The following is a 19,907-nucleotide window of genomic DNA, read 5'->3' as shown; positions in this document are numbered from 1 at the left end:
AGCAGCATCTTAAGTAATGCGGCTCTGCGTTCAGGTGAATAGTACGGCACGACCAGTCTCTTTCCGCCCCCGATATGCTTTTTTTGGAAAAACCGGAGAGGCGACAACTATCCTGACACCGGGGGAGAAGAACAAATGCTGAAACTGAAGTACATCCATACCTCTGCCAATTGGAATCACCCCCAAGGCAGAAGGGACGGTAGCGGCCTGCGGGCTGTTTACATCAACGCGCCTACCGAGGATGGCATTCGTGTACAACATCCGCACGTAGCTGATTGGAAGCTCTGGTAATGAGAATAGCCGTAGCCTTATTGGGCGTTTTACTCCTCACGGGATGTCAGGTCACAAACACCAACTCGGGCGAGAATGACCCCAAATATCCTTGGTGGGAGCTGGCGTTCATCAAACCCAATTTCATGAACGTGTGGGTTGAAGACAGCTCGGTGGAAGACATCAACGGCAAAACTTTCTTGCGTGCGGGGGGAGGCAATGCAAGTGGTGCCGAACCTGATGATGGAAAAGAGTCCGCCCGTGGCTGGATTGGAGTTGGCGGCACCGGGAAACCCGTGATTGGGGCAGGTCTACCAAAGCGTATTTTCGTACGTTGGCAATCAATACCAGAACAAAAAACCTACCGGGCTTGGGTCGATATCCCAGAAGAGGCGAGACAAGTGATGGAGATATCCACTCACCAACGTTGCCCCGAAATATCGGAAAAAACTGCGCGGTTTATGGCATCGGTCTATTTGGGACTTTCACCAGGTGGAGTCGTACAGGTTTGGGTGAGGGATTTATGTCGACGCCCAGTTAAAGTTGCCCGCGCCCAAGCAGAATTGGAGCCGTTAGGGCCGGAGCAGGGTAAGAACGGCGGTCAATACGCTTATCCAGTGAGTGAAAAGGCCAAGCGTTACATCGACAAGTACGGGATTCCGTACGGTAGTTGGTAGTCGTCGCCCGTCGCCTGTGAAACGCCTCCTAACCTTGCTTTGTGCTCTGTCGGTCGGCGTTTTTCTAGGTGGTTGTCAGTCAAGCGATCCGCTACCAGCCAAAAATTCCCCCCAATCCCCATCCTGTGTACTTGCTCACTTCTCAAGCTGTTTTCGAATCGTTTTCAGCTCCTGCCGCCTCGCCGCATTGACCGCCGGATAACTTAACTTCAGACCTTCCAATGCATTGAGCACGATCTTCGACACGATCAGTCGCGCGTTGTGCTTGTTGTCGGCCGGCACGATGAACCAGGGCGAGTCCGCCGTGCTGGTCGCGCCCAGGGCATGTCCATAGGCTTGCATGTAGTCGTCCCAGTACTCGCGCTCGGCGATGTCGGCCTTGCTGAACTTCCAATTCTTGTCGGGCTCATCGATGCGCGCCAGCAGGCGCTTGCGTGCTTTCATTCAGATAGCAACTGGTCGACGTGTCGCCAGGAGCCATGGTGAAAAATAAAAACGCCCGAAGAGATTCGGGCGTTTTCATGAGAGAGACGTTAGAAGAAATCTCAACGAAACGCCGGCACCACATGCTTGATAAACAACTCCAGCGACTTCTTTTTCTCCTCATGCGGCAGACTGTTATCACACCAGAAACTGAACTCATCCACCCCCAGTTCCTGGTAGTACTTGATCCGCGGAATGATCGCTTCCGGCGTACCAATCATCGCCGTTTTGTGCAGGCTTTCCAGCTCAAACTCCGGACGCCCGGCAAACTTCTCTTCCGGGCTCGGGGCGAGGAAGCCATTGACCGGTGTCTCCTTGTTGCCAAACCACGCATCGAACGTGCGATAGAACCGTGAGATCGCTTTCGCGCCGACTTTCCAGCCGTCCGGGTTATCAGCCGAGTGCACGTGGGTGTGGCGCAGCACCATCAATTGCGGGCGCGGCACGTCGGGGTTGTTGTCCAGCGCGGTCTGGAACTTGTTCTTCAGGTCGAGGACTTCTTCGTCGCCCTTCATCAGCGGCGTGACCATGACGTTGCAGCCGTTGGCCACGGCGAAGTTGTGCGAGTCCGGGTCGCGGGCGGCGATCCACATCGGCGGGTTCGGCTTCTGGATCGGTTTGGGCACGCTGGTGGAGGTGGGGAATTTCCAGATGTCGCCGTTGTGCGCGTAGTCGCCTTGCCACAGGGCGCGGACCACCGGGACCATTTCGCGCAGGGCCTGGCCGCCACTTGATGCGGGCATGCCGCCGGCCATGCGATCGAATTCGACTTGATAGGCGCCGCGTGCCAGACCGACTTCCATGCGGCCGTTGCTGATGACATCGAGCAACGCGCATTCACCGGCGACCCGCAGTGGGTGCCAGAACGGCGCGATGATGGTGCCGGCGCCGAGGTGGATGGTGGTGGTTTTCGCCGCGAGGTAGGCCAGCAGCGGCATCGGGCTTGGCGAGATGGTGTATTCCATCGCGTGGTGTTCGCCGATCCACACGGTGCTGAAACCACCGGCCTCGGCCATCAGGGTCAGTTCGGTGAGGTCTTCGAACAGTTGGCGGTGGCTGACGCTTTCGTCCCAGCGTTCCATGTGGATGAACAGGGAAAATTTCATGACGCTTCCTCGGATCTTTTGTTGTTGAGGCTACGTGTGGGAGCGGGCTTGCTCGCGAATGCGGTGGATCAATCGAAATCTCTGGTGGCTGACACATCGCTTTCGGGAGCAAGCCCCCTCCCACAGTGGGTCTGTGTGGGGCTGAAACTTTGCTCAGGCCAGGACGGGCAGGGCGCCCATCTTGCCGTGGCAATACACCAGCGGCCCGGTGTGCTGCTCGGGGACGATCAGATTCTTCACCGCGCCGACCATGATGGCGTGGTCGCCGCCTTCGTATTCGCGCCACAGCTCACACTCGATGATAGCCGTCGCGTTGGCCAGGATCGGGTTGCCCAGTTCGCTCAACGTCCACTCGATGCCTTGCGCTTTGTCCTTGCCTTTACGGGCGAACGCGTAGGCTTCGCTTTGTTGGCCGCCGGACAGAACGTGAATCGCAAAGCGTTTGTTCTTGATCAGCACGGGATAGGAATCAGAACTGTAATTGGGGCAGAACAGCACCAGCGCCGGGTCCATCGACAATGAACTGAAGGCGCTGGCGGTCAGACCGACAATCTGACCGTCATCGTCCAGGGTGGTGATAACGGTTACGCCGGACGGGAACGAGCCCATGACTTGTTTGTAGATGGCGGCATCGATCATTGGACAGTCCTCGGGTGGTGTGACGCTGTTTTTATGTGTTTATTGGTCTGATGGTATACCACAATTTTATCTTTGCAAGGGCTTTTAAGCTGAACCGATGAACGTGCCGCGTTCGTCGTAAACTCAACGTTTACGGGCTTTTAAGCTATTTGCCAGGCCGCTGTTTCAGCGAGGATGGCGGATCAGATAGCACCGTGAACTGCGGGCCAGTCTTGTGAGGTTATTGGAATACCATAATATGGCTTGCATCTGAGGGGCGACCAAAGAGTCCTCCCGGTTTGGCTTCATACAACGATAAGAACAGACAAACTCGAGTTCATGCATATGTCCCGGCAAGATCCGTTGATCGAGAATCACACGGTCGACTACGTCCCACTCGCGGAACGCCACGGGAAGGCCCGCGACCTTTTCACCCTTTGGTTCAGCACCAACATTGCGCCACTGCCCATCGTCACCGGCGCCATGGTGGTTCAGGTGTTCCATCTCGACTTGTTCTGGGGGCTGCTGGCGATTGTGCTGGGGCACATGATCGGTGGCGTGGTGATCGCCCTGGCGTCGGCACAAGGCCCGCCCATGGGCATTCCGCACGTGATCCTGGCGGGATGCTGCATGGTCGCACTCGGCGCTTCGGCGGATCTCATTTCCGAGTTCATCGGTTTGATTCTGGCGCTGTTGCTGTTGCTGGTGCCGTGGGCGTCGATCAACCTGATCGACTTTTACCTGATCAAACGCGGCTGCTACGACATCACCTCGATTTTCCGTGCTGACGGTGGCATTTACGGACGCTTCAATCTGCACGCGATCATTGCCTATTTCATCGGCATCGTCGTGCAGTTGCCGTTCGCCAATACTTCACTGTACGTCGGGCCTTACGCCAATCTGGTCGACGGTGCGGATCTGTCGTGGCTGGTTGGCCTGGTGGTGACGATTCCTCTTTATTACTGCCGGGCATTGTTGTTTCCGCATCCCGGTGGTCATTCAAATTGGCCATATCGATCCCCTTTTGGCCCATCCCCCACTGTGCTCAGGCGCCGCTGTCAGCAAGAATCAATGCCACAACGAGACGCTGAAACTTTATTACCCTTGGCTACCTTTAAAGCCGCTGCCGTGTACAGAACATAAAAACCATCGACTCACGCCGCATTTTGGGGAAACAACCATGGTCACGATGAAACGCATTCTGGGCGCCACCGTGTGTGGGCTGACGCTGCTGGCCAGCGCCGTTCAGGCCGAGCAGCGCGAGCTGCGCGTCTATAACTGGGCGGACTACATCCTGCCGTCGGTGCCCAAGGATTTCGCCGCGAAAACCGGTATCAAAGTGACCTGGGACACCTTCGACACCAACGAATCGCTGGAAGCCAAACTGCTGACCGGCAACTCCGGTTACGACCTGGTGGTGCCGTCGAACCAGTTCCTTGAAACGCAGATCAAGGCTGGGGTGTTTCAGAAACTGGATAAATCGAAACTGCCGAACTGGAGCCACCAGGATCCGGATCTGTTGAAACTGCTGGGCAAGAACGATCCGGGCAACCAGTACGGCGTGCCTTACATGGTCGGTACCGTGCTGATCGGCTTCAACCCGGCCAAGGTCAAGGCTGCATTGGGCGACAATGCGCCGGTGGACAGTTGGGATCTGGTGTTCAAGCCGCAGAACATGGAAAAGCTCAAATCCTGCGGTGTAGCGATGCTTGATTCGCCGACAGAAATCCTGCCGCTGGCCCTGCATTACCTGGGCCTCGATCCGAACAGCCAGAACCCGGCCGACTATGAAAAAGCCAAGGAGCTGATGCTCAAGGTTCGCCCCTACGTAACCTATTTCAACTCGGCCAAGTACATGACCGACATCGCCAACGGCGACATCTGCGTGGCCATCGGTTACTCCGGCAGCTTCTACCAGTTCGGCAATCGCGCCAAGGAGGCGAAAAACGGCGTAGTGGTTGACTGGCGCTTGCCAAAGGAAGGCGCGCCGATCTGGTTCGACACCTTCGCCATTCCCAAGAGCGCGAAGAACGTCGCCGAGGCCCACGAATTCCTCAACACTTTGCTGGATCCGAAGGTGATTGCACCGATCAGCGATTTCCTCGGTTACCCGAACGCGAACAAGGATTCGATGGCGCTGATCAACAAGGACATCACCGGCAACCCGAACCTGACACCGACCAGCGAAGCGCTGAAAACGCTCTACGTGGTTCAGCCATTGCCGCAAAAGCTTGAGCGCGTCCGCACCCGCGTCTGGACCAGTATCAAGTCCGATAAATAGCAGCACATAACCTTGTGGGAGCAGCTTGCTCCCACATGGATTTACGGAGATTGTTTTTCCGGCGTTTTTTCTCTGGTCATCATCAGGCTCAACAACACTGAGCCCAGAATCACCACACCCACCACCGCCAGCGACCACTCCACCGGCATGTGGAGCCACGGCATCAACGTCATCTTGGCGCCAATGAACACCAGCACAATCGCCAGCCCGTACTTGAGCAGATGAAAGCGCTCAGCCATGTCTGCCAGCAGGAAATACAGCGCCCGCAGGCCCATGATCGCGAAGATGTTCGAGGTGAACACGATGAACGGGTCGGTGGTGACGGCGAAGATCGCCGGGATGCTGTCGACCGCAAACATCAGGTCGCTCGCTTCGATCAACACCAGTACCAGAAACATCGGTGTGGCCCAGCGCACGCTGTTTTGCAGCACGAAAAAGCGCTCGCCATGAAAGTCCTTGGTGATCCGCATGTGCCCGCGGACCCAGCGCAGCAAAGGGTTTTTTTCCAGATCCGGTTGTTGCTCGGCGAACACCAGCATCTTGACCCCGGTGATGATCAAAAACACGCCGAAGGCATACAGCAGCCACTCGAACTGCGACACCAGCCACACGCCGGCAAAAATCATCACCGCACGCATCACGATCGCCCCGAGCACGCCGTACAGCAGCACCCGGCGCTGCAACTCCGGCGGCACGGCGAAGTAGCTGAAGATCATCACGAAGATGAACATGTTGTCGATCGACAACGATTGCTCGATCAGGTAACCGGTGAGGAATTCGAGGGTTTTCTGCCGGGCGATTTCGCCGCCGAACGTGCCGTTCAGGTACCACCAGAGCAACCCCGCGAAACTCAATGCCAACAAGCACCAGGCAATGACCCAGGACAAGGCTTCGCGCACCGAGACGCGATGCGCCTTGCGCCCCCGGAACACAAACAAATCCAGTGCCAGCATGGCGAGTACGAAGACGATGAAGGCGCCCCACATCCAGGGTTCGCCGATATTGATGTTCGTGGCAGGCATGTCGCGCTCCCTGTCTTTGTTGTACGAGCTTTGTTTGAGTGAGGGTCAGACGAGGCCATGCTAGCGACGAGTTTGCGCCAAAGAAAAATCGTTTATTTCTGGGGGAGAGTTCGTAAAAAACGAAGTGTCGGGTCGCAGCGGCGATCTTCTGGAGTCGCTGGCGGTTCGCTGATTAACGAAAAAACTCCCCTGGCGTTTCGCCGAACTGTTGGCGAAACGCCGCGATAAACGCCGAGGTCGAATCGTAGCCACAGGCCAGCGCGACGTCGGTAACGCGTTCACCTTTCTCCAATGGCGTCAGGGCGCCGAGCAGGCGTAAGCGCTGGCGCCAGGCACGAAAGGTCAGGCCGGTATCGCGCAGGAACAGGCGTGTCAGGGTCTTTTCGGTGACGCCGAATTTCTCGCTCCAGTGGCTTAGTGTGGTTTGCTGTTCCGGATGCTGCTCCAGGCTCTGGTAGATCTGCCGCAAACGTGCGTCCTGAGGCAGCGGCAGCATCAGATCAATCTGGGGTGCCTCGGCCAATTGATCGAGGATCACTTGCGCCAAGCGTCCATGGGCGCCGTTCTGGTCGTATTCCACAGGCACCCGGCTGAACGCGCGGATCAGCTCCCTGAGCAAATCGCTGACGCCCAGCACATGGCAATGCCCAACCGCCCAACCGGCGACACTGCAATCGATGTACAGGCTGCGCATCTCGGTGTGCGGTGAGCTGAATACCCGGTGCGGCACGCCGGCCGGAATCCACACGGCGCGCTCCGGCGGCGCAACGAAACGTCCGGCGCTGGTCTGTACTTCGAGCACGCCCTGAATGGCGTAAGACAGTTGCACCCAAGGGTGGCTGTGGCGACGGGTCAGCGCACGATTGGGCAGCGATTCGGCGCGCCCGTACAGTGGGCGCGGCAGGCTGGGCAGCCCGGGAATGCTGCGTCGGATGCTCTTTGTGTGTCCTTTAGGCGGCATCTGCGGGCTCTTCGGCGTTAGTCGGTAATGGCCTGTCACGTTAGAGTCGTCGGCACGCACTGGCAACCCCCGGATGAACACACCATGACGCGCCCACGATTTTTGCCCGACAACTTCACCCTGACGCTGATTGGCGTTGTGTTGCTGGCCAGTTTTCTGCCCGCCAGCGGCCAGGTCGCGGTCGGTTTTGGCTGGCTGACCAACATTGCCATCGCGCTACTGTTTTTCCTCCACGGCGCCAAACTTTCCCGCGAGTCGATCATTGCCGGTGCGGGTCACTGGCGCCTGCATTTGCTGGTGTTCGGCCTGACGTTTGTTCTTTTCCCGCTATTGGGTCTGGCGCTGAAACCGCTGCTGTCGCCGTTGATCGGTGATCAGCTGTACATGGGCATGCTTTACCTGTGCGCCTTGCCAGCCACGGTGCAGTCGGCCATTGCCTTCACTTCGCTGGCGCGGGGCAATATTCCAGCGGCGATTTGCAGCGCAGCGGCGTCCAGCCTGTTCGGGATTTTCCTCACGCCGTTACTGGTGACGTTGTTGCTTGACGTGCAGGGCGACGGCGGTTCGACCCTCGATGCGATCCTGAAAATCAGTGTGCAACTGCTGCTGCCCTTCATTGCCGGGCAGGTCGCACGGCGCTGGATTGGTGCGTGGGTGGGGCGCAACAAAAACTGGCTGAAATTTGTCGATCAAGGCTCGATTCTGCTGGTGGTTTATGGCGCGTTCAGTGAAGCCGTCAACGAAGGTATCTGGCATCAGATCCCAATCGCCGATCTGCTGGGGCTGGTGGTGGTGTGCTGCATCTTGCTGGCGCTGGTACTGGTGGCGTCGACGCTGCTGGGCAAGGCGTTTGGCTTCAGCCAGGAAGACCGCATCACCATTTTGTTCTGCGGCTCGAAAAAGAGCCTGGCCACCGGCGTGCCGATGGCGCAGGTGTTGTTTGCCGGGAGCACCATCGGCGTGCTGATCCTGCCGCTGATGCTGTTCCATCAGATTCAACTGATGGTCTGCGCGGTGTTGGCGCAGCGCTATGCGAAACGGCCGGAGTCGGTGCCGGAATTGATGGCGCAGGTGGATCCGTGATCAAAACCGAACGCCCTGATTTTCTGGGCGCCGCACTCCGTGAGGATGATGTTTGAAGATAGAGCGTTCGCTTCCTTGCAGGCAGCCGCAAGAACCAATCAGTCTAAAAACACTCATCCGTGCTCGCGTCGCTTTGCTAGGCTCAAAGATGTAGGCGAAGACGCAGACTGATGCGCAAGCGGATAGCAAGGGGACGTGGGGCGCGTTCCGAAGGGTACACGGTTAGAAAGATCTCCGCGCTGAGATCCAGCCCTTACGCCGTGTGAAGCAGCCGAGACCGTACCTTTTCAATTTGGTCCGGTACTGTGAGAAGCCTGATAAACCTTGTAAGCCAGAGACCAGCACTGGCCGCCTACTCGAATACCAAAGCCCGCATCGTGCGGGCTTTGTCGTGCTTGCCGGACTAGATTTTCGTCAGTGCTTGGGCCAGATCGGCGCGCAAGTCCTCGATGTCTTCGACACCGACGGACAAACGCACCAGCCCATCACCAATGCCCAGTTTTGCGCGGGTTTCAGGTGGAATGGTGGCGTGGGTCATGATCGCCGGATGCTCGATGAGGCTTTCGACGCCGCCGAGGCTTTCGGCCAGGGCGAAGATCTTCACGGTTTCCAGAAAACGCCGCGCACCGGCCAGATCGCTGTTCAAGTCCACGGCGATCATCCCGCCGAAGCCGCGCATCTGTCGCTTGGCCAGTTCGTGCTGCGGGTGGGATGGCAGGCCCGGGTAATAAACACGCTTGACCTGCGGCTGATGCTCCAGCCACTGCGCCAGATCCAGCGCATTGCTGCAATGACGCTCCATGCGCAGCGCCAGGGTTTTCACCCCGCGCAACGTGAGAAACGCATCGAACGGCCCGGCGATCGCGCCGACCGCATTCTGCAAAAAGCCCAAACGCTCGGCCAGTTCGGCGTTCTGCCCGACGACCGCGATGCCGCCGATCACATCGGAGTGACCGTTCAGGTACTTGGTGGTCGAGTGCAGCACAATGTCGAAACCCAGCTCCAGCGGCCGCTGGATATACGGGCTGGCGAAGGTGTTGTCGGCAACCGTGATGATCCCGCGGGCCCGGCAGAGGCGGGCAATGGCGGCCAGATCCGACAGGCTCAGCAATGGGTTGGTCGGTGTTTCGACCATGACCATACGCGTGTCCTCCTGCAGCGCCGCTTCGAACGCTGAGAGGTCGGTCAGATCGACGTAGCTGAAACGATGCCCGGCGCTGCGTTGACGCACCTTGTCGAACAGCCGGAAGGTGCCGCCGTACAGGTCGTTGCCGGAAATGACGTGTGAACCCGCGTCGAGCAATTCCAGTACCGTGGAGATCGTCGCCAGCCCGGAAGCGAACGCAAATGCACGGGTGCCACCCTCCAGATCCGCCACGCAGCGTTCCAGCGCAAAGCGCGTCGGGTTGTGCGAGCGGCCGTAGTCAAAACCCTTGTGCACGCCGGGGCTGTCTTGCAGGTAAGTGGAGTTGGCATAGATCGGCGGCATCAGCGCGCCGGTGGTCGGGTCCGGTTCCTGCCCGGCATGGATCACCCGGGTCGCGAAACCTTGGGCATTCTTGTCGTGCTGACTCATGCGAGGGATCTCCGTAATTGGTTAAGCATGTCGGTGCGGGTGATCAGGCCATGAAAGCCTGAAGCATCGGCGATGATTGCCACGAGGCCGCGGCTGAGCACTGATTCCAGCTCAGCGAGGGGCGCACCGGGGGCGAGGGTTTGCAGTTTGTCGGTCATCACGCTGGAGACCGATTGGCTGAAGCGAGCGGCATCTTCGTGAACGGCCAGCAGGATGTCCGATTCGTCGATCACGCCGACCAGTTCCTTGCCTTCAACCAGTACCGGCAACTGCGAGACATCCGCCAGGCGCATGCGCTGGAACGCGGTCAGCAACGTGTCGCCGGGGCCGACGCTGATCACCCGGCCGTCCTCGAAACGCCGTGCGATCAGATCGCGCAAGTCGCCGTAGCCCTTGCGCTGCAACAGGCCCTGATCGGTCATCCACTGATCGTTGTAGACTTTGGACAAATAGCGCGTGCCGGTATCGCAGACGAAACTCACCACGCGTTTCGGTTCGGTCTGTTCGCGGCAATAACGCAAGGCCGCTGCGAGCAGGGTACCCGTCGACGAGCCGCCGAGTATGCCCTCGGCGCGCAGCAATTGGCGGGCGTGATCGAAGCTTTCTTCATCGCTGATCGAGTAGGCGTGGCGGACGCTGGAGAGGTCGGTGATCGACGGAATGAAGTCTTCGCCAATGCCTTCAACCGCCCAGGAACCGGGTTTGGGCAGCGTGCCGTCGCGGCTGTATTGAGCCATCACCGAGCCCACCGGATCGGCCAGAACCATCTCCAGATCCGGTTGCACGCGTTTGAAGAAACGGGTCAGTCCGGTCAGCGTGCCGGCCGAACCGACGCCGACCACAATCGCATCCAGATCATGCTCGGTCTGCGCCCAGATCTCCGGCGCGGTGCTGCACTCATGGGCCAGCGGGTTGGCCGGGTTGTTGAACTGATCGGCGAAAAACGCGCCGGGAATGTCTTTCGCCAACCGCGCCGCGACGTCCTGGTAATACTCGGGATGACCCTTGCCGACATCCGAGCGGGTGATGTGCACCTCGGCACCCATGGCTTTCAAGTGCAGGACTTTCTCGGTGGACATTTTGTCTGGCACCACCAGCACCACGCGATAACCCTTGGCGCGGCCGACCAGTGCGAGGCCCAGCCCGGTATTGCCGGCCGTGGCTTCGACAATCGTGCCGCCGGGTTGCAGGCGACCATCACGTTCGGCGGTGTCGATCATCGCCAGGCCGATGCGATCCTTGATCGAGCCGCCGGGGTTTTGTGATTCAAGTTTGAGAAACAGCGTGCATGGCCCGGTATTGAAGCGGGTGACTTGTACCAGCGGTGTATTTCCTATCAGCCCAAGGACGGCGGGGCGGGATTCCTTTGACATTCTTCACCTCTTGTTGGTGATGGATCGCGTTCCGTTCGCGAGGAAAAGCCTCGTTTGCAACATAGGCCCGGACAGACTTGCCCGCAACCTTTGAACAGTCTCATCGGGAAAGTGCTGACCGGGCTCAGGCCATAACGAAAAATGCTCCGCATCTTTCGATACGGAGCATTTTTTTGAGCACTTAGCCGATTGCCAGGTTTTCACGCCATCTGAATTGGCGTTTTTTATCGGCTAACCGAAGATCACTCTTCGATGTTGCCCATGGCGGTGGTGTTGAAACCGCCGTCCACGTACATGATTTCACCGCTGATGCCCGACGCCAGATCGGAGCACAGGAAGGCGCCGGCGTTGCCGACTTCGTCGATGGTGACGTTGCGACGCAGTGGGGTTTGCGCTTCGTTGGCGGCCAGCATCTTGCGGAAGTTCTTGATGCCGGAAGCGGCCAGGGTGCGGATCGGACCAGCCGATACGCAGTTGACGCGGGTGCCGTCCGGGCCCAGGGAACCGGCCAGATAACGCACGCCCGCTTCCAGCGAAGCCTTGGCCATGCCCATCACGTTGTAGTTCGGCATGGTGCGCTCTGCGCCCAGGTACGACAGGGTCAGCAGGCTGCCGTTGCGGCCTTTCATCATTTCGCGGCCAGCTTTGGCCAGGGCCACGAAGCTGTAGGCGCTGATGTCGTGAGCGATGCGGAAACCGTCACGGGTGGTGGCTTCGGTGAAGTCGCCGTCCAGTTGATCGCCCGGGGCGAAACCAACGGAGTGGACGATGCAGTCCAGGCCGTCCCACTTCTTGCTCAATGCTTCGAAGACCTTGGCGATTTCTTCATCGCTGGCCACGTCGCACGGGAAGCACAGCTCAGGGCTCGAACCCCAGCCTTGGGCGAATTCTTCGACACGACCTTTGAGTTTGTCGTTCTGATAAGTGAAGGCAAGCTCAGCGCCCTCGCGATGCATGGCGGCAGCGATGCCGGATGCGATGGACAGCTTGCTGGCGACACCGACGATCAGTACGCGCTTACCGGCGAGAAAACCCATGTGTTGCTCCTCTTTCAGGTTATTGCGCAGTGGCTGGTGCCAAAAAAGCGGCTTCCAGCAACTGCTGTGTATACGGATGTTGAGGGGCGGCAAAGATACTTTGCGCGTCCCCCTGTTCGACCACTTGGCCATGCTTGACCACCATCAACTGGTGGCTCAGCGCTTTGACGACAGCCAGATCATGGCTGATGAACAAATACGTCAGGTTGTACTTGGCTTGCAGTGAACGCAAGAGCTCCACCACTTGCCGCTGCACCGTCCGGTCGAGCGCCGACGTCGGCTCGTCCAAAAGGATCAGCGCCGGTTTGAGCACCAAAGCCCGGGCAATGGCGATTCTCTGCCGTTGCCCACCGGAAAATTCGTGGGGGTAGCGGTGCCGGGTTTCCGGATCCAGACCTACCTCCTTCAATGCCGCAATAATCGCCGCTTCCTGCTCGGCGGCGGTGCCCATCTTGTGAATCCGCAGGCCTTCGCCAACGATGTCGCTCACGCACATTCGTGGGCTCAGGCTGCCAAACGGGTCCTGAAACACCACCTGCATCTCCCGACGCAACGGACGAATCTCGTTCTGCGTCAGGCAGTCTAGCTGCTTGCCTTCAAAGCGGATCGCGCCTTTGCTGCCGATCAGCCGCAAAATCGCCAGACCCAGCGTGGATTTACCTGATCCGCTTTCGCCAACAATCCCCAGCGTCTGCCCCTGAGGCAAGCTGAAATGGATACCATCGACTGCCTTGACGTAATCCACCGTGCGCTTGAGCAAGCCTTTCTTGATCGGAAACCAGACTTTCAGGTTCTCGACTTCAAGCAGCGGCGCCCCGATTTCATTGGTCGCCGGGCCTCCGCTGGGCTCTGCGCCGAGCAATTCCCGAGTGTACGGGTGCTGCGGCGAACGGAACAGCTCTTCGCACGATGCCTGTTCGACGATGCAACCGCGCTGCATGACACATACGCGATGCGCAATTCTTCGCACAAGGTTCAAATCGTGACTGATCAGTAGCAGCGACATGCCCAATCGCGCCTGAAGCTCCTTGAGCAAATCGAGGATTTTCAGCTGAACGGTCACGTCCAGGGCGGTGGTCGGTTCGTCCGCGATCAGCAGTTCCGGCTCATTGGCCAGGGCCATGGCGATCATCACCCGCTGGCGCTGGCCACCGGATAATTCGTGGGGCAGGGCCTTGAGGCGCTTGTGGGGCTCGGGGATGCCAACCATCTCCAGCAATTGCAGCGTGCGCTGGGTCGCGACTTTGCCGGTCAGGCCCTTGTGGATGCCCAGCACCTCGTTGATCTGCTTCTCAATCGAATGCAGTGGGTTGAGCGACGTCATCGGCTCCTGAAAGATCATCGCGATGCGGTTCCCGCGGATGTGACGCAGGGCCTTTTCGCTCAGGCTCAGCAGACTTTTCCCGGAGTAATTGATGCTGCCGGCCGGATGGCGGGCCATCGGGTAGGGCAGCAAGCGCAGAATCGAATGCGCTGTCACCGATTTGCCCGAGCCGGATTCGCCGACCAAGGCCAGGGTTTCGCCGCGCTTGATGTCGAAACTCACACCTTCGACGACCCGGTGTACGCGCTCACCGAAACCGAATTCGACGGCGAGGTCGCGCACTTCGATCAGATTGTCCTGACTCATTTCACTTCCTCGGGTCGAAGGCATCGCGAGCGGACTCGCCGATAAACACCAGCAAACTCAGCATCAGCGCCAACACGGCGAAGGCACTGATGCCCAGCCACGGCGCTTGCAGGTTGGATTTGCCCTGAGCGACCAGTTCACCCAGCGACGGACTGCCGGCCGGCAAGCCGAAACCCAGGAAGTCCAGCGCGGTGAGGGTGCCGATGGCGCCGGTGAGGATGAACGGCATGAAAGTCATGGTCGAGACCATGGCGTTGGGCAGGATGTGGCGGAACATGATCGCGCCGTTCTGCATGCCCAGTGCCCTGGCTGCGCGCACGTACTCGAGGTTGCGGCCACGGAGGAACTCGGCACGTACCACGTCGACCAGACTCATCCATGAAAACAGCAACATGATCCCCAGCAACCACCAGAAATTGGGCTGGACGAAGCTGGCGAGAATGATCAGTAAATACAGCACCGGTAAACCCGACCAGATTTCCAGAAAACGCTGGCCGGCCAAATCGACCCAGCCGCCGTAGAAGCCCTGCAGGGCCCCGGCAAGTACGCCGATGATCGAGCTGAGTACGGTCAACGTCAGGGCAAACAGCACCGAGATACGGAAGCCGTAAATCACCCGCGCCAGCACATCGCGGCCCTGATCGTCAGTGCCCAGCAGGTTGTCCGCCGACGGTGGGGCCGGGGCCGGGACTTTCAGGTCGTAGTTGATGCTTTGATAGCTGTACGGAATCGGCGCCCACAGCACCCAAGCCTTTTTGGCTTCGAGCAGTTTGCGGATGTACGGGCTCTTGTAGTTGGCTTCCAGCGGAAATTCGCCGCCGAAGGTGGTTTCCGGGTAGCGCTTGATTGCCGGGAAATACCAACTGTTGTCGTAATGCACCACCAGCGGTTTGTCGTTGGCGATCAGCTCGGCGCCCAGGCTCAACCCGAACAGGATCAGAAACAGCCACAGCGACCACCAGCCACGTTTGTTGGCCTTGAACAATTCGAAGCGGCGGCGGTTGAGAGGGGACAGGTTCATCTCAATGCTCCCGGCTTTCGAAGTCGATGCGCGGATCGACCAGGGTGTAGGTGAGGTCGCCGATCAGTTTCACCACCAGCCCCAGCAGGGTGAAGATGAACAGGGTGCCGAACACCACCGGGTAATCGCGGTTGATCGCCGCTTCAAAACTCATCAGGCCCAGGCCATCGAGGGAAAAAATCACTTCCACCAACAACGAGCCGGTAAAGAAGATGCCGATGAACGCCGACGGGAAACCGGCAATCACCAGCAGCATGGCGTTACGGAACACATGGCCGTAAAGCACGCGATGGCGGGTCAGGCCCTTGGCCTTGGCGGTGACCACGTATTGCTTGTTGATCTCGTCCAGGAAGCTGTTTTTGGTCAGCAGGGTCATGGTCGCGAAGTTACCGATGACCAGCGCGGTCACCGGCAATGCCAGGTGCCAGAAATAATCGAGGATCTTGCCGCCCAGGCTCAGCTCATCAAAGTTGTTCGAGGTCAGCCCCCTGAGCGGAAACCAGTCCAGATAACTGCCGCCGGCAAACACCACGATCAACAGAATCGCAAAGAGGAACGCGGGGATCGCGTAGCCGACGATGATTGCCGAACTGGTCCAGACGTCGAAATGGCTGCCGTGTCGTGTGGCCTTGGCGATCCCCAGCGGGATTGACACCAGGTACATGATCAACGTGCTCCACAGCCCCAGGGAGATCGACACCGGCATCTTTTCCTTGATCAGGTCGATGACCTTGGCATCGCGGAAAAAACTGTCGCCGAAGTCCAGCGACGCGTAGTTCTTGACCATGATCCATAGCCGTTCCGGCGCCGATTTATCGAACCCGTACATGTGCTCGATTTCTTTGATCAGCGCCGGGTCCAGGCCTTGCGCGCCGCGATAGGAGGAGCCCGCCACCGACACTTCGGCGCCACCGCCGGCAATGCGGCTGGTGGCGCCTTCGAAGCCTTCGAGCTTGGCGATCATCTGCTCCACCGGCCCACCGGGCGCGGCCTGGATGATCACGAAGTTGATCAGCAAAATGCCGAACAGGGTGGGAATGATCAGCAGCAGTCGCCGAAAAATATACGCCAGCATCTGATTACTCCGTGCCCGCAGGGTCGGCTTGCAGTTGGGTTTCGATTTCTACGGCTGGCTTCGTTTCCGGCTTGACCCACCAGGTATTAATGCCGATGTCGTACTTGGGGGAAACTTTCGGGTGACCGATGTGGTTCCAGTACGCCACGCGCCAGGTCTTGATGTGCCAGTTGGGGATCACGTAGTAGCCCCACTGCAACACGCGATCCAGCGCACGGGCGTGTGCGACCAGGCTTTTGCGCGAATCGGCATTGATCAGGCTCTCGACCAGTTGATCGACGATCGGATCCTTCAAGCCCATGGTGTTGCGGCTGCTGGGCCGGTCGGCGGCGGCGCTCATCCAGAATTCGCGCTGTTCGTTACCTGGCGAATTGGACTGTGGGAAGCTGCCGACGATCATGTCGAAGTCGCGCGAACGCACACGGGTGATGTACTGCGAAACGTCGACGCGACGGATCACCAGATCAATGCCCAGGTCGGCGAGATTGCGCTTGAACGGCAGCAGCACCCGTTCGAATTCGGTCTGGGCCAGCAGAAACTCGATCACCACCGGTTTTCCGGTGGCATCGACCATTTTGTCGTCCACGACCTTCCAGCCCGCTTCTTGCAGCAGTTGATAGGCCTCGCGTTGCTGAGCGCGAATCATGCCGCTGGCGTCAGTCTTGGGGTTTTCGAAGGCTTCGCTGAACACCTGGGCCGGCAGCTTGCTACGCAATGGATCAAGAATGGCCCGTTCTTCGGCGTCGGGCAGGCCGGTGGCGGCCATTTCCGAGTTCTCGAAATAACTGCGTGTGCGCACGTAGGCGCTGTTAAACAATTGCTTGTTGGTCCATTCGAAATCGAGCAAAAGGCTCAATGCACGACGTACCCGTATATCCTGGAATACCGGACGACGCAGGTTGTAGACGAAGCCTTGCATGCCGGTCGGGTTGCCGTTGGGGATCTGCTCCTTGATCAATCGGCCTTCGATGACGGCGGGGACGTTGTAGGCGTTGGCCCAATTCTTCGCGGTCATTTCCAGCCAGTAATCGAACTGGCCAGCCTTCAGCGCTTGCAGTGCGACGGTGTTGTCGCGGTAGTAGTCGGTGGTCATCGAGTCGAAGTTGTAGAAACCACGATTGACTGGCAGGTCCTTGCCCCAGTAGTTCTTGTCCCGTTCATAACGCACGGAACGGCCAGCGTTCACTTCGGCCACTTTGTAGGGGCCGCTGCCCAGCGGGATTTCCAGATTGCCCTTGGTGAAGTCGCGACCGGCCCACCAGTGTTTTGGCAGCACCGGCAACTGGCCGAGGATCAACGGCAATTCACGGTTGTTGGTGTCCTTGAACTTGAACAGGACTTTGAGCGGGTTCTCGGCAATGACTTCGGCAACGTCTTTGTAGTAGCCACGAAACAGCGGTGAACCTTCCTTGGTCAAGGTCTGGAAACTGAACACCACGTCGTCGGCGCGCACCGGGTGGCCATCACTGAAGTGTGCTTCGGGGCGCAGGTAGAAACGCACCCAACTGTTGTCCGGAGCCTTTTCGATCTTGCCGGCGATCAGCCCGTACTCGGTGAACGGCTCATCGAGGCTGTGCTTGGTCAGGGTGTCGTAGATCTGGCCGATGTCATCGGCCGGCACACCTTTGCTGATGAACGGGTTGAGGCTGTCGAAGCTGCCGAATCCGGCCTGACGGAAGATCCCGCCCTTGGGCGCGTCGGGGTTCACATAGTCGAAATGCTTGAAATTGGCCGGGTATTTGGGCGGCTCGTTGTACAGGGTCAGTGCGTGTTGCGGCGCAGCGCAGGCCAGCCCGGCAAACAACAAGCCGCTGGCCTGCACGATCAGGGCGCGGAAAGGTTTCATTGATCTTTCTCCGAAGATTTCAGCCACCACGCGCTCAGGCCCAGGGTGTAGGGCGGCGTGGTGACGAAGGCCAACCGGCTACGGTAGGCCAAACGGTGATAATTGAGGTACCAGTTGGGAATGCTGTAGTGCTGCCACAGCAGCACACGGTCGAGTGCCTTGCCGGCGGCGATTTGTTCATCGCGGGTGCGTGCGGCGAGCAATTGTTCAAGCAGGTGATCGACCACCGGGTTGGCGATGCCGGCGTAATTCTTGCTGCCCTTGACCCCGGCCTGACTGGAGTGGAAATACTGCCATTGCTCAAGGCCCGGGCTGAGGGTCTGGTTGAGCGTCATCAGGATCATGTCGAAATCGAACTGATCCAGACGTTGTTTGTACTGGGCGCGATCCACGGTGCGCAGGCGGGCGTCGATGCCGATGCTGTTGAGGTTTTCGATGTACGGCTGGAGGATGCGTTCCAGATTCGGGTTAACCAGCAACAGCTCGAAGCTCAGTGGCTGCCCGGCGGCGTTCTGCAAACGCTGGCCATTGAGCTTCCAGCCAGCCTCGGCGAGCAGTGCCAGGGCTTTACGCATGGTTTCTCGAGGAATACCACGCCCGTCGGTCCGCGGCAGCGTGAACGGCTCGGTGAACAGTTTGGCCGGCAGTTGATCCTTGTAGGGCTTGAGCATCAGCCATTCATGCCCGATCGGCAGGCCGCTGGCGGTGAATTCGCTGTTGGGGTAGTAGCTGGCCGTGCGTTTATAAGCGTCGCTGAACAAGGCGCGGTTGGTCCATTCGAAGTCGAACATCAAGCCCAGGGCCTCGCGGGTTTTGACGTCGGCGAACGTCGTGCGCCGGGTGTTCATGAACAGGCCCTGGCTCTGGGTCGGGATCTGATGCGGGATCTGCGCCTTGATCACGTCGCCGCGGCGCACCGCGGGGAAGTTGTAGCCGTTGGCCCAGTTCTTCGCCTGATGCTCGATGTAGATGTCGAATTCACCGGCCTTGAAGGCCTCGAACGCCACGTCGCTGTCGCGGTAGAACTCGACCTCCATGCGATCGAAGTTGTATTTGCCGCGATTGACCGCCAGGTCCTTGCCCCAGTAATCCTTGACCCGCTCGAAAATCAACTGCCGACCCGGCGTCACCGAGGTGATGCGGTATGGCCCGCTGCCCAGAGGTGGTTCGAAGGTGGTGGCCTTGAAGTCGCGGTCTTTCCAGTAATGTTGCGCCAGCACCGGCAATTCACCGAGGCGCAAAATCAATAGCGGGTTGCCGGAGCGTTTGAGCACGAAACGAATGCGCTGCGAGTTGAGGATGTCGACCCGCAACACCTCCTGAAGGGCCGTGCGATACAGCGGATGGCCTTCTTTGAGCAACAAGCGGTAGGAGAACGCCACGTCGTAGGCAGTGATCGGCGTACCGTCGTGGAAACGCGCTTGCGGGCGTAGATTGAATACCACCCAGCTGCGATCTTCGCTGTACTCCACCGATTGTGCGATCAGTCCATAGCTGGACGCCGGCTCATCACCGGACGGCGAGTATTGGCCAGTACCGACCATCAACGGCTCATTCAGCTCGTTGATGCCGTATTGGAGAAAATTCGCGGTAGTGACCGGGCTGGTGCCTTTGAATGTGTATGGATTGACCGTATCGAAGGTGCCGAACGCCATCACCCGCAACGTACCGCCCTTGGGCGCTTGCGGGTTGACCCAGTCAAAGTGGGTAAATCTGGCCGGGTACTTGAGCGTGCCGAATTGCGCATAACCGTGACTTTCGGTAATCGTCGCGCTTGCGGGTGAGCTCAAGGCCAGGCTGATCAGGAGCAGGAGGAGGGGACGCTTCAAGTCAGATCCGATCCAGGCG

The 19,907-nt window shown here is 58.9% G+C and carries 16 protein-coding genes and 2 pseudogenes; 5 read left to right on the top strand and 13 right to left on the bottom strand.

The genetic code is table 11. The features are described from left to right. Nucleotides 1-117: 117 nt before the first annotated feature. Both AACY18_RS25180 and AACY18_RS25175 read left to right on the top strand, forming a co-directional pair. A pseudogene (locus tag AACY18_RS25180) lies at nucleotides 118-291 on the top strand (DUF2235 domain-containing protein); the annotation flags it as partial. Further along, complete coding sequence (locus tag AACY18_RS25175) at nucleotides 291-947, top strand: DUF2931 family protein (protein WP_339466443.1); 657 nt, start codon at nucleotides 291-293, stop codon at nucleotides 945-947. The pseudogene AACY18_RS25180 and the gene AACY18_RS25175, both read left to right, overlap by 1 nt. 135 nt (nucleotides 948-1,082) lie before the next feature. Here the strand turns inward: AACY18_RS25175 and AACY18_RS25170 are convergent, their stop codons facing one another. The 3 genes from AACY18_RS25170 to AACY18_RS25160 form a co-directional block, all read right to left on the bottom strand. Next, a complete protein-coding gene (locus AACY18_RS25170; RefSeq protein WP_339466442.1) occupies nucleotides 1,083-1,391 on the bottom strand; it encodes a hypothetical protein in 309 nt (102 codons plus the stop codon). A gap of 101 nt (nucleotides 1,392-1,492) precedes the next feature. Next, on the bottom strand, nucleotides 1,493-2,536 hold the full coding sequence (locus AACY18_RS25165) for an LLM class flavin-dependent oxidoreductase (protein ID WP_339466441.1): 1,044 nt from the start codon (nucleotides 2,534-2,536) through the stop codon (nucleotides 1,493-1,495). Nucleotides 2,537-2,689: 153 nt separating this feature from the next. Then, nucleotides 2,690-3,175, bottom strand: a complete 486-nt coding sequence (locus tag AACY18_RS25160; RefSeq protein WP_003225754.1) for a flavin reductase family protein — start codon at nucleotides 3,173-3,175, stop codon at nucleotides 2,690-2,692. Between the two features lie 324 nt (nucleotides 3,176-3,499). On the opposite strand from AACY18_RS25160, the pseudogene AACY18_RS25155 reads away from it, so the two are divergent. Next, nucleotides 3,500-4,126: pseudogene (locus AACY18_RS25155) on the top strand (cytosine permease); the annotation flags it as partial. Nucleotides 4,127-4,334: 208 nt separating this feature from the next. Then, nucleotides 4,335-5,435, top strand: a complete 1,101-nt coding sequence (locus tag AACY18_RS25150; protein WP_339433725.1) for a polyamine ABC transporter substrate-binding protein — start codon at nucleotides 4,335-4,337, stop codon at nucleotides 5,433-5,435. Between the two features lie 41 nt (nucleotides 5,436-5,476). Here AACY18_RS25150 and AACY18_RS25145 read toward each other — a convergent pair whose 3' ends face one another. Both AACY18_RS25145 and AACY18_RS25140 read right to left on the bottom strand, forming a co-directional pair. Continuing rightward, complete coding sequence (locus AACY18_RS25145) at nucleotides 5,477-6,457, bottom strand: TerC family protein (RefSeq protein WP_339466440.1); 981 nt, start codon at nucleotides 6,455-6,457, stop codon at nucleotides 5,477-5,479. A 172-nt stretch (nucleotides 6,458-6,629) separates the two neighbouring features. Then, nucleotides 6,630-7,418 carry an AraC family transcriptional regulator gene (locus AACY18_RS25140; protein ID WP_339466439.1) on the bottom strand — a complete coding sequence of 263 codons (789 nt, stop codon included), beginning with the start codon at nucleotides 7,416-7,418 and terminating at the stop codon, nucleotides 6,630-6,632. A gap of 84 nt (nucleotides 7,419-7,502) precedes the next feature. On the opposite strand from AACY18_RS25140, the gene AACY18_RS25135 reads away from it, so the two are divergent. Then, nucleotides 7,503-8,501 (top strand): bile acid:sodium symporter family protein, encoded by a 999-nt coding sequence (locus tag AACY18_RS25135; RefSeq protein WP_339466437.1) that lies wholly within the window; start codon nucleotides 7,503-7,505, stop codon nucleotides 8,499-8,501. Nucleotides 8,502-8,904: 403 nt separating this feature from the next. On the opposite strand, the gene AACY18_RS25130 is transcribed toward AACY18_RS25135, so the two are convergent. The 8 genes from AACY18_RS25130 to AACY18_RS25095 all read right to left on the bottom strand — a co-directional run bounded on the left by AACY18_RS25130 (nucleotide 8,905) and on the right by AACY18_RS25095 (nucleotide 19,888). Next, nucleotides 8,905-10,077 carry a cystathionine gamma-synthase gene (locus tag AACY18_RS25130; protein ID WP_339433729.1) on the bottom strand — a complete coding sequence of 391 codons (1,173 nt, stop codon included), beginning with the start codon at nucleotides 10,075-10,077 and terminating at the stop codon, nucleotides 8,905-8,907. Next, complete coding sequence (locus AACY18_RS25125) at nucleotides 10,074-11,450, bottom strand: cystathionine beta-synthase (RefSeq protein WP_339433730.1); 1,377 nt, start codon at nucleotides 11,448-11,450, stop codon at nucleotides 10,074-10,076. Before AACY18_RS25125 ends, AACY18_RS25130 begins: the two co-directional genes overlap by 4 nt. Before the next feature lie 242 nt (nucleotides 11,451-11,692). Beyond that, entirely contained in the window at nucleotides 11,693-12,487 is a 795-nt protein-coding gene (gene fabI / locus AACY18_RS25120; RefSeq protein WP_007910591.1) for an enoyl-ACP reductase FabI, read from the bottom strand. Between the two features lie 19 nt (nucleotides 12,488-12,506). Further along, nucleotides 12,507-14,117 (bottom strand): ABC transporter ATP-binding protein, encoded by a 1,611-nt coding sequence (locus AACY18_RS25115; RefSeq protein ID WP_339433731.1) that lies wholly within the window; start codon nucleotides 14,115-14,117, stop codon nucleotides 12,507-12,509. A gap of 1 nt (nucleotide 14,118) precedes the next feature. After that, nucleotides 14,119-15,138, bottom strand: coding sequence for an ABC transporter permease (locus AACY18_RS25110; RefSeq protein WP_339433732.1), 1,020 nt, complete (start codon nucleotides 15,136-15,138; stop codon nucleotides 14,119-14,121). A gap of 1 nt (nucleotide 15,139) precedes the next feature. Further along, a complete protein-coding gene (locus AACY18_RS25105; RefSeq protein ID WP_095190979.1) occupies nucleotides 15,140-16,213 on the bottom strand; it encodes a microcin C ABC transporter permease YejB in 1,074 nt (357 codons plus the stop codon). Nucleotides 16,214-16,217: 4 nt separating this feature from the next. Next, a complete protein-coding gene (locus tag AACY18_RS25100) occupies nucleotides 16,218-18,059 on the bottom strand; it encodes an extracellular solute-binding protein (protein ID WP_339433733.1) in 1,842 nt (613 codons plus the stop codon). After that, the gene (locus AACY18_RS25095; RefSeq protein ID WP_339433734.1) at nucleotides 18,056-19,888 is read right to left on the bottom strand and encodes an extracellular solute-binding protein; all 1,833 of its coding nucleotides are present in this window, start codon (nucleotides 19,886-19,888) and stop codon (nucleotides 18,056-18,058) included. Before AACY18_RS25095 ends, AACY18_RS25100 begins: the two co-directional genes overlap by 4 nt. Between the last annotated feature and the right edge of the window lie 19 nt (nucleotides 19,889-19,907).

Origin of the sequence: Pseudomonas sp. EA_65y_Pfl2_P74 (assembly GCF_963970575.1) — a bacterium.
GTDB lineage: Bacteria > Pseudomonadota > Gammaproteobacteria > Pseudomonadales > Pseudomonadaceae > Aquipseudomonas > Aquipseudomonas baetica_A.
The sequence above is the reverse complement of the archived record's forward strand: the minus strand, read 5'-3'. Positions and strand labels throughout refer to the sequence as shown.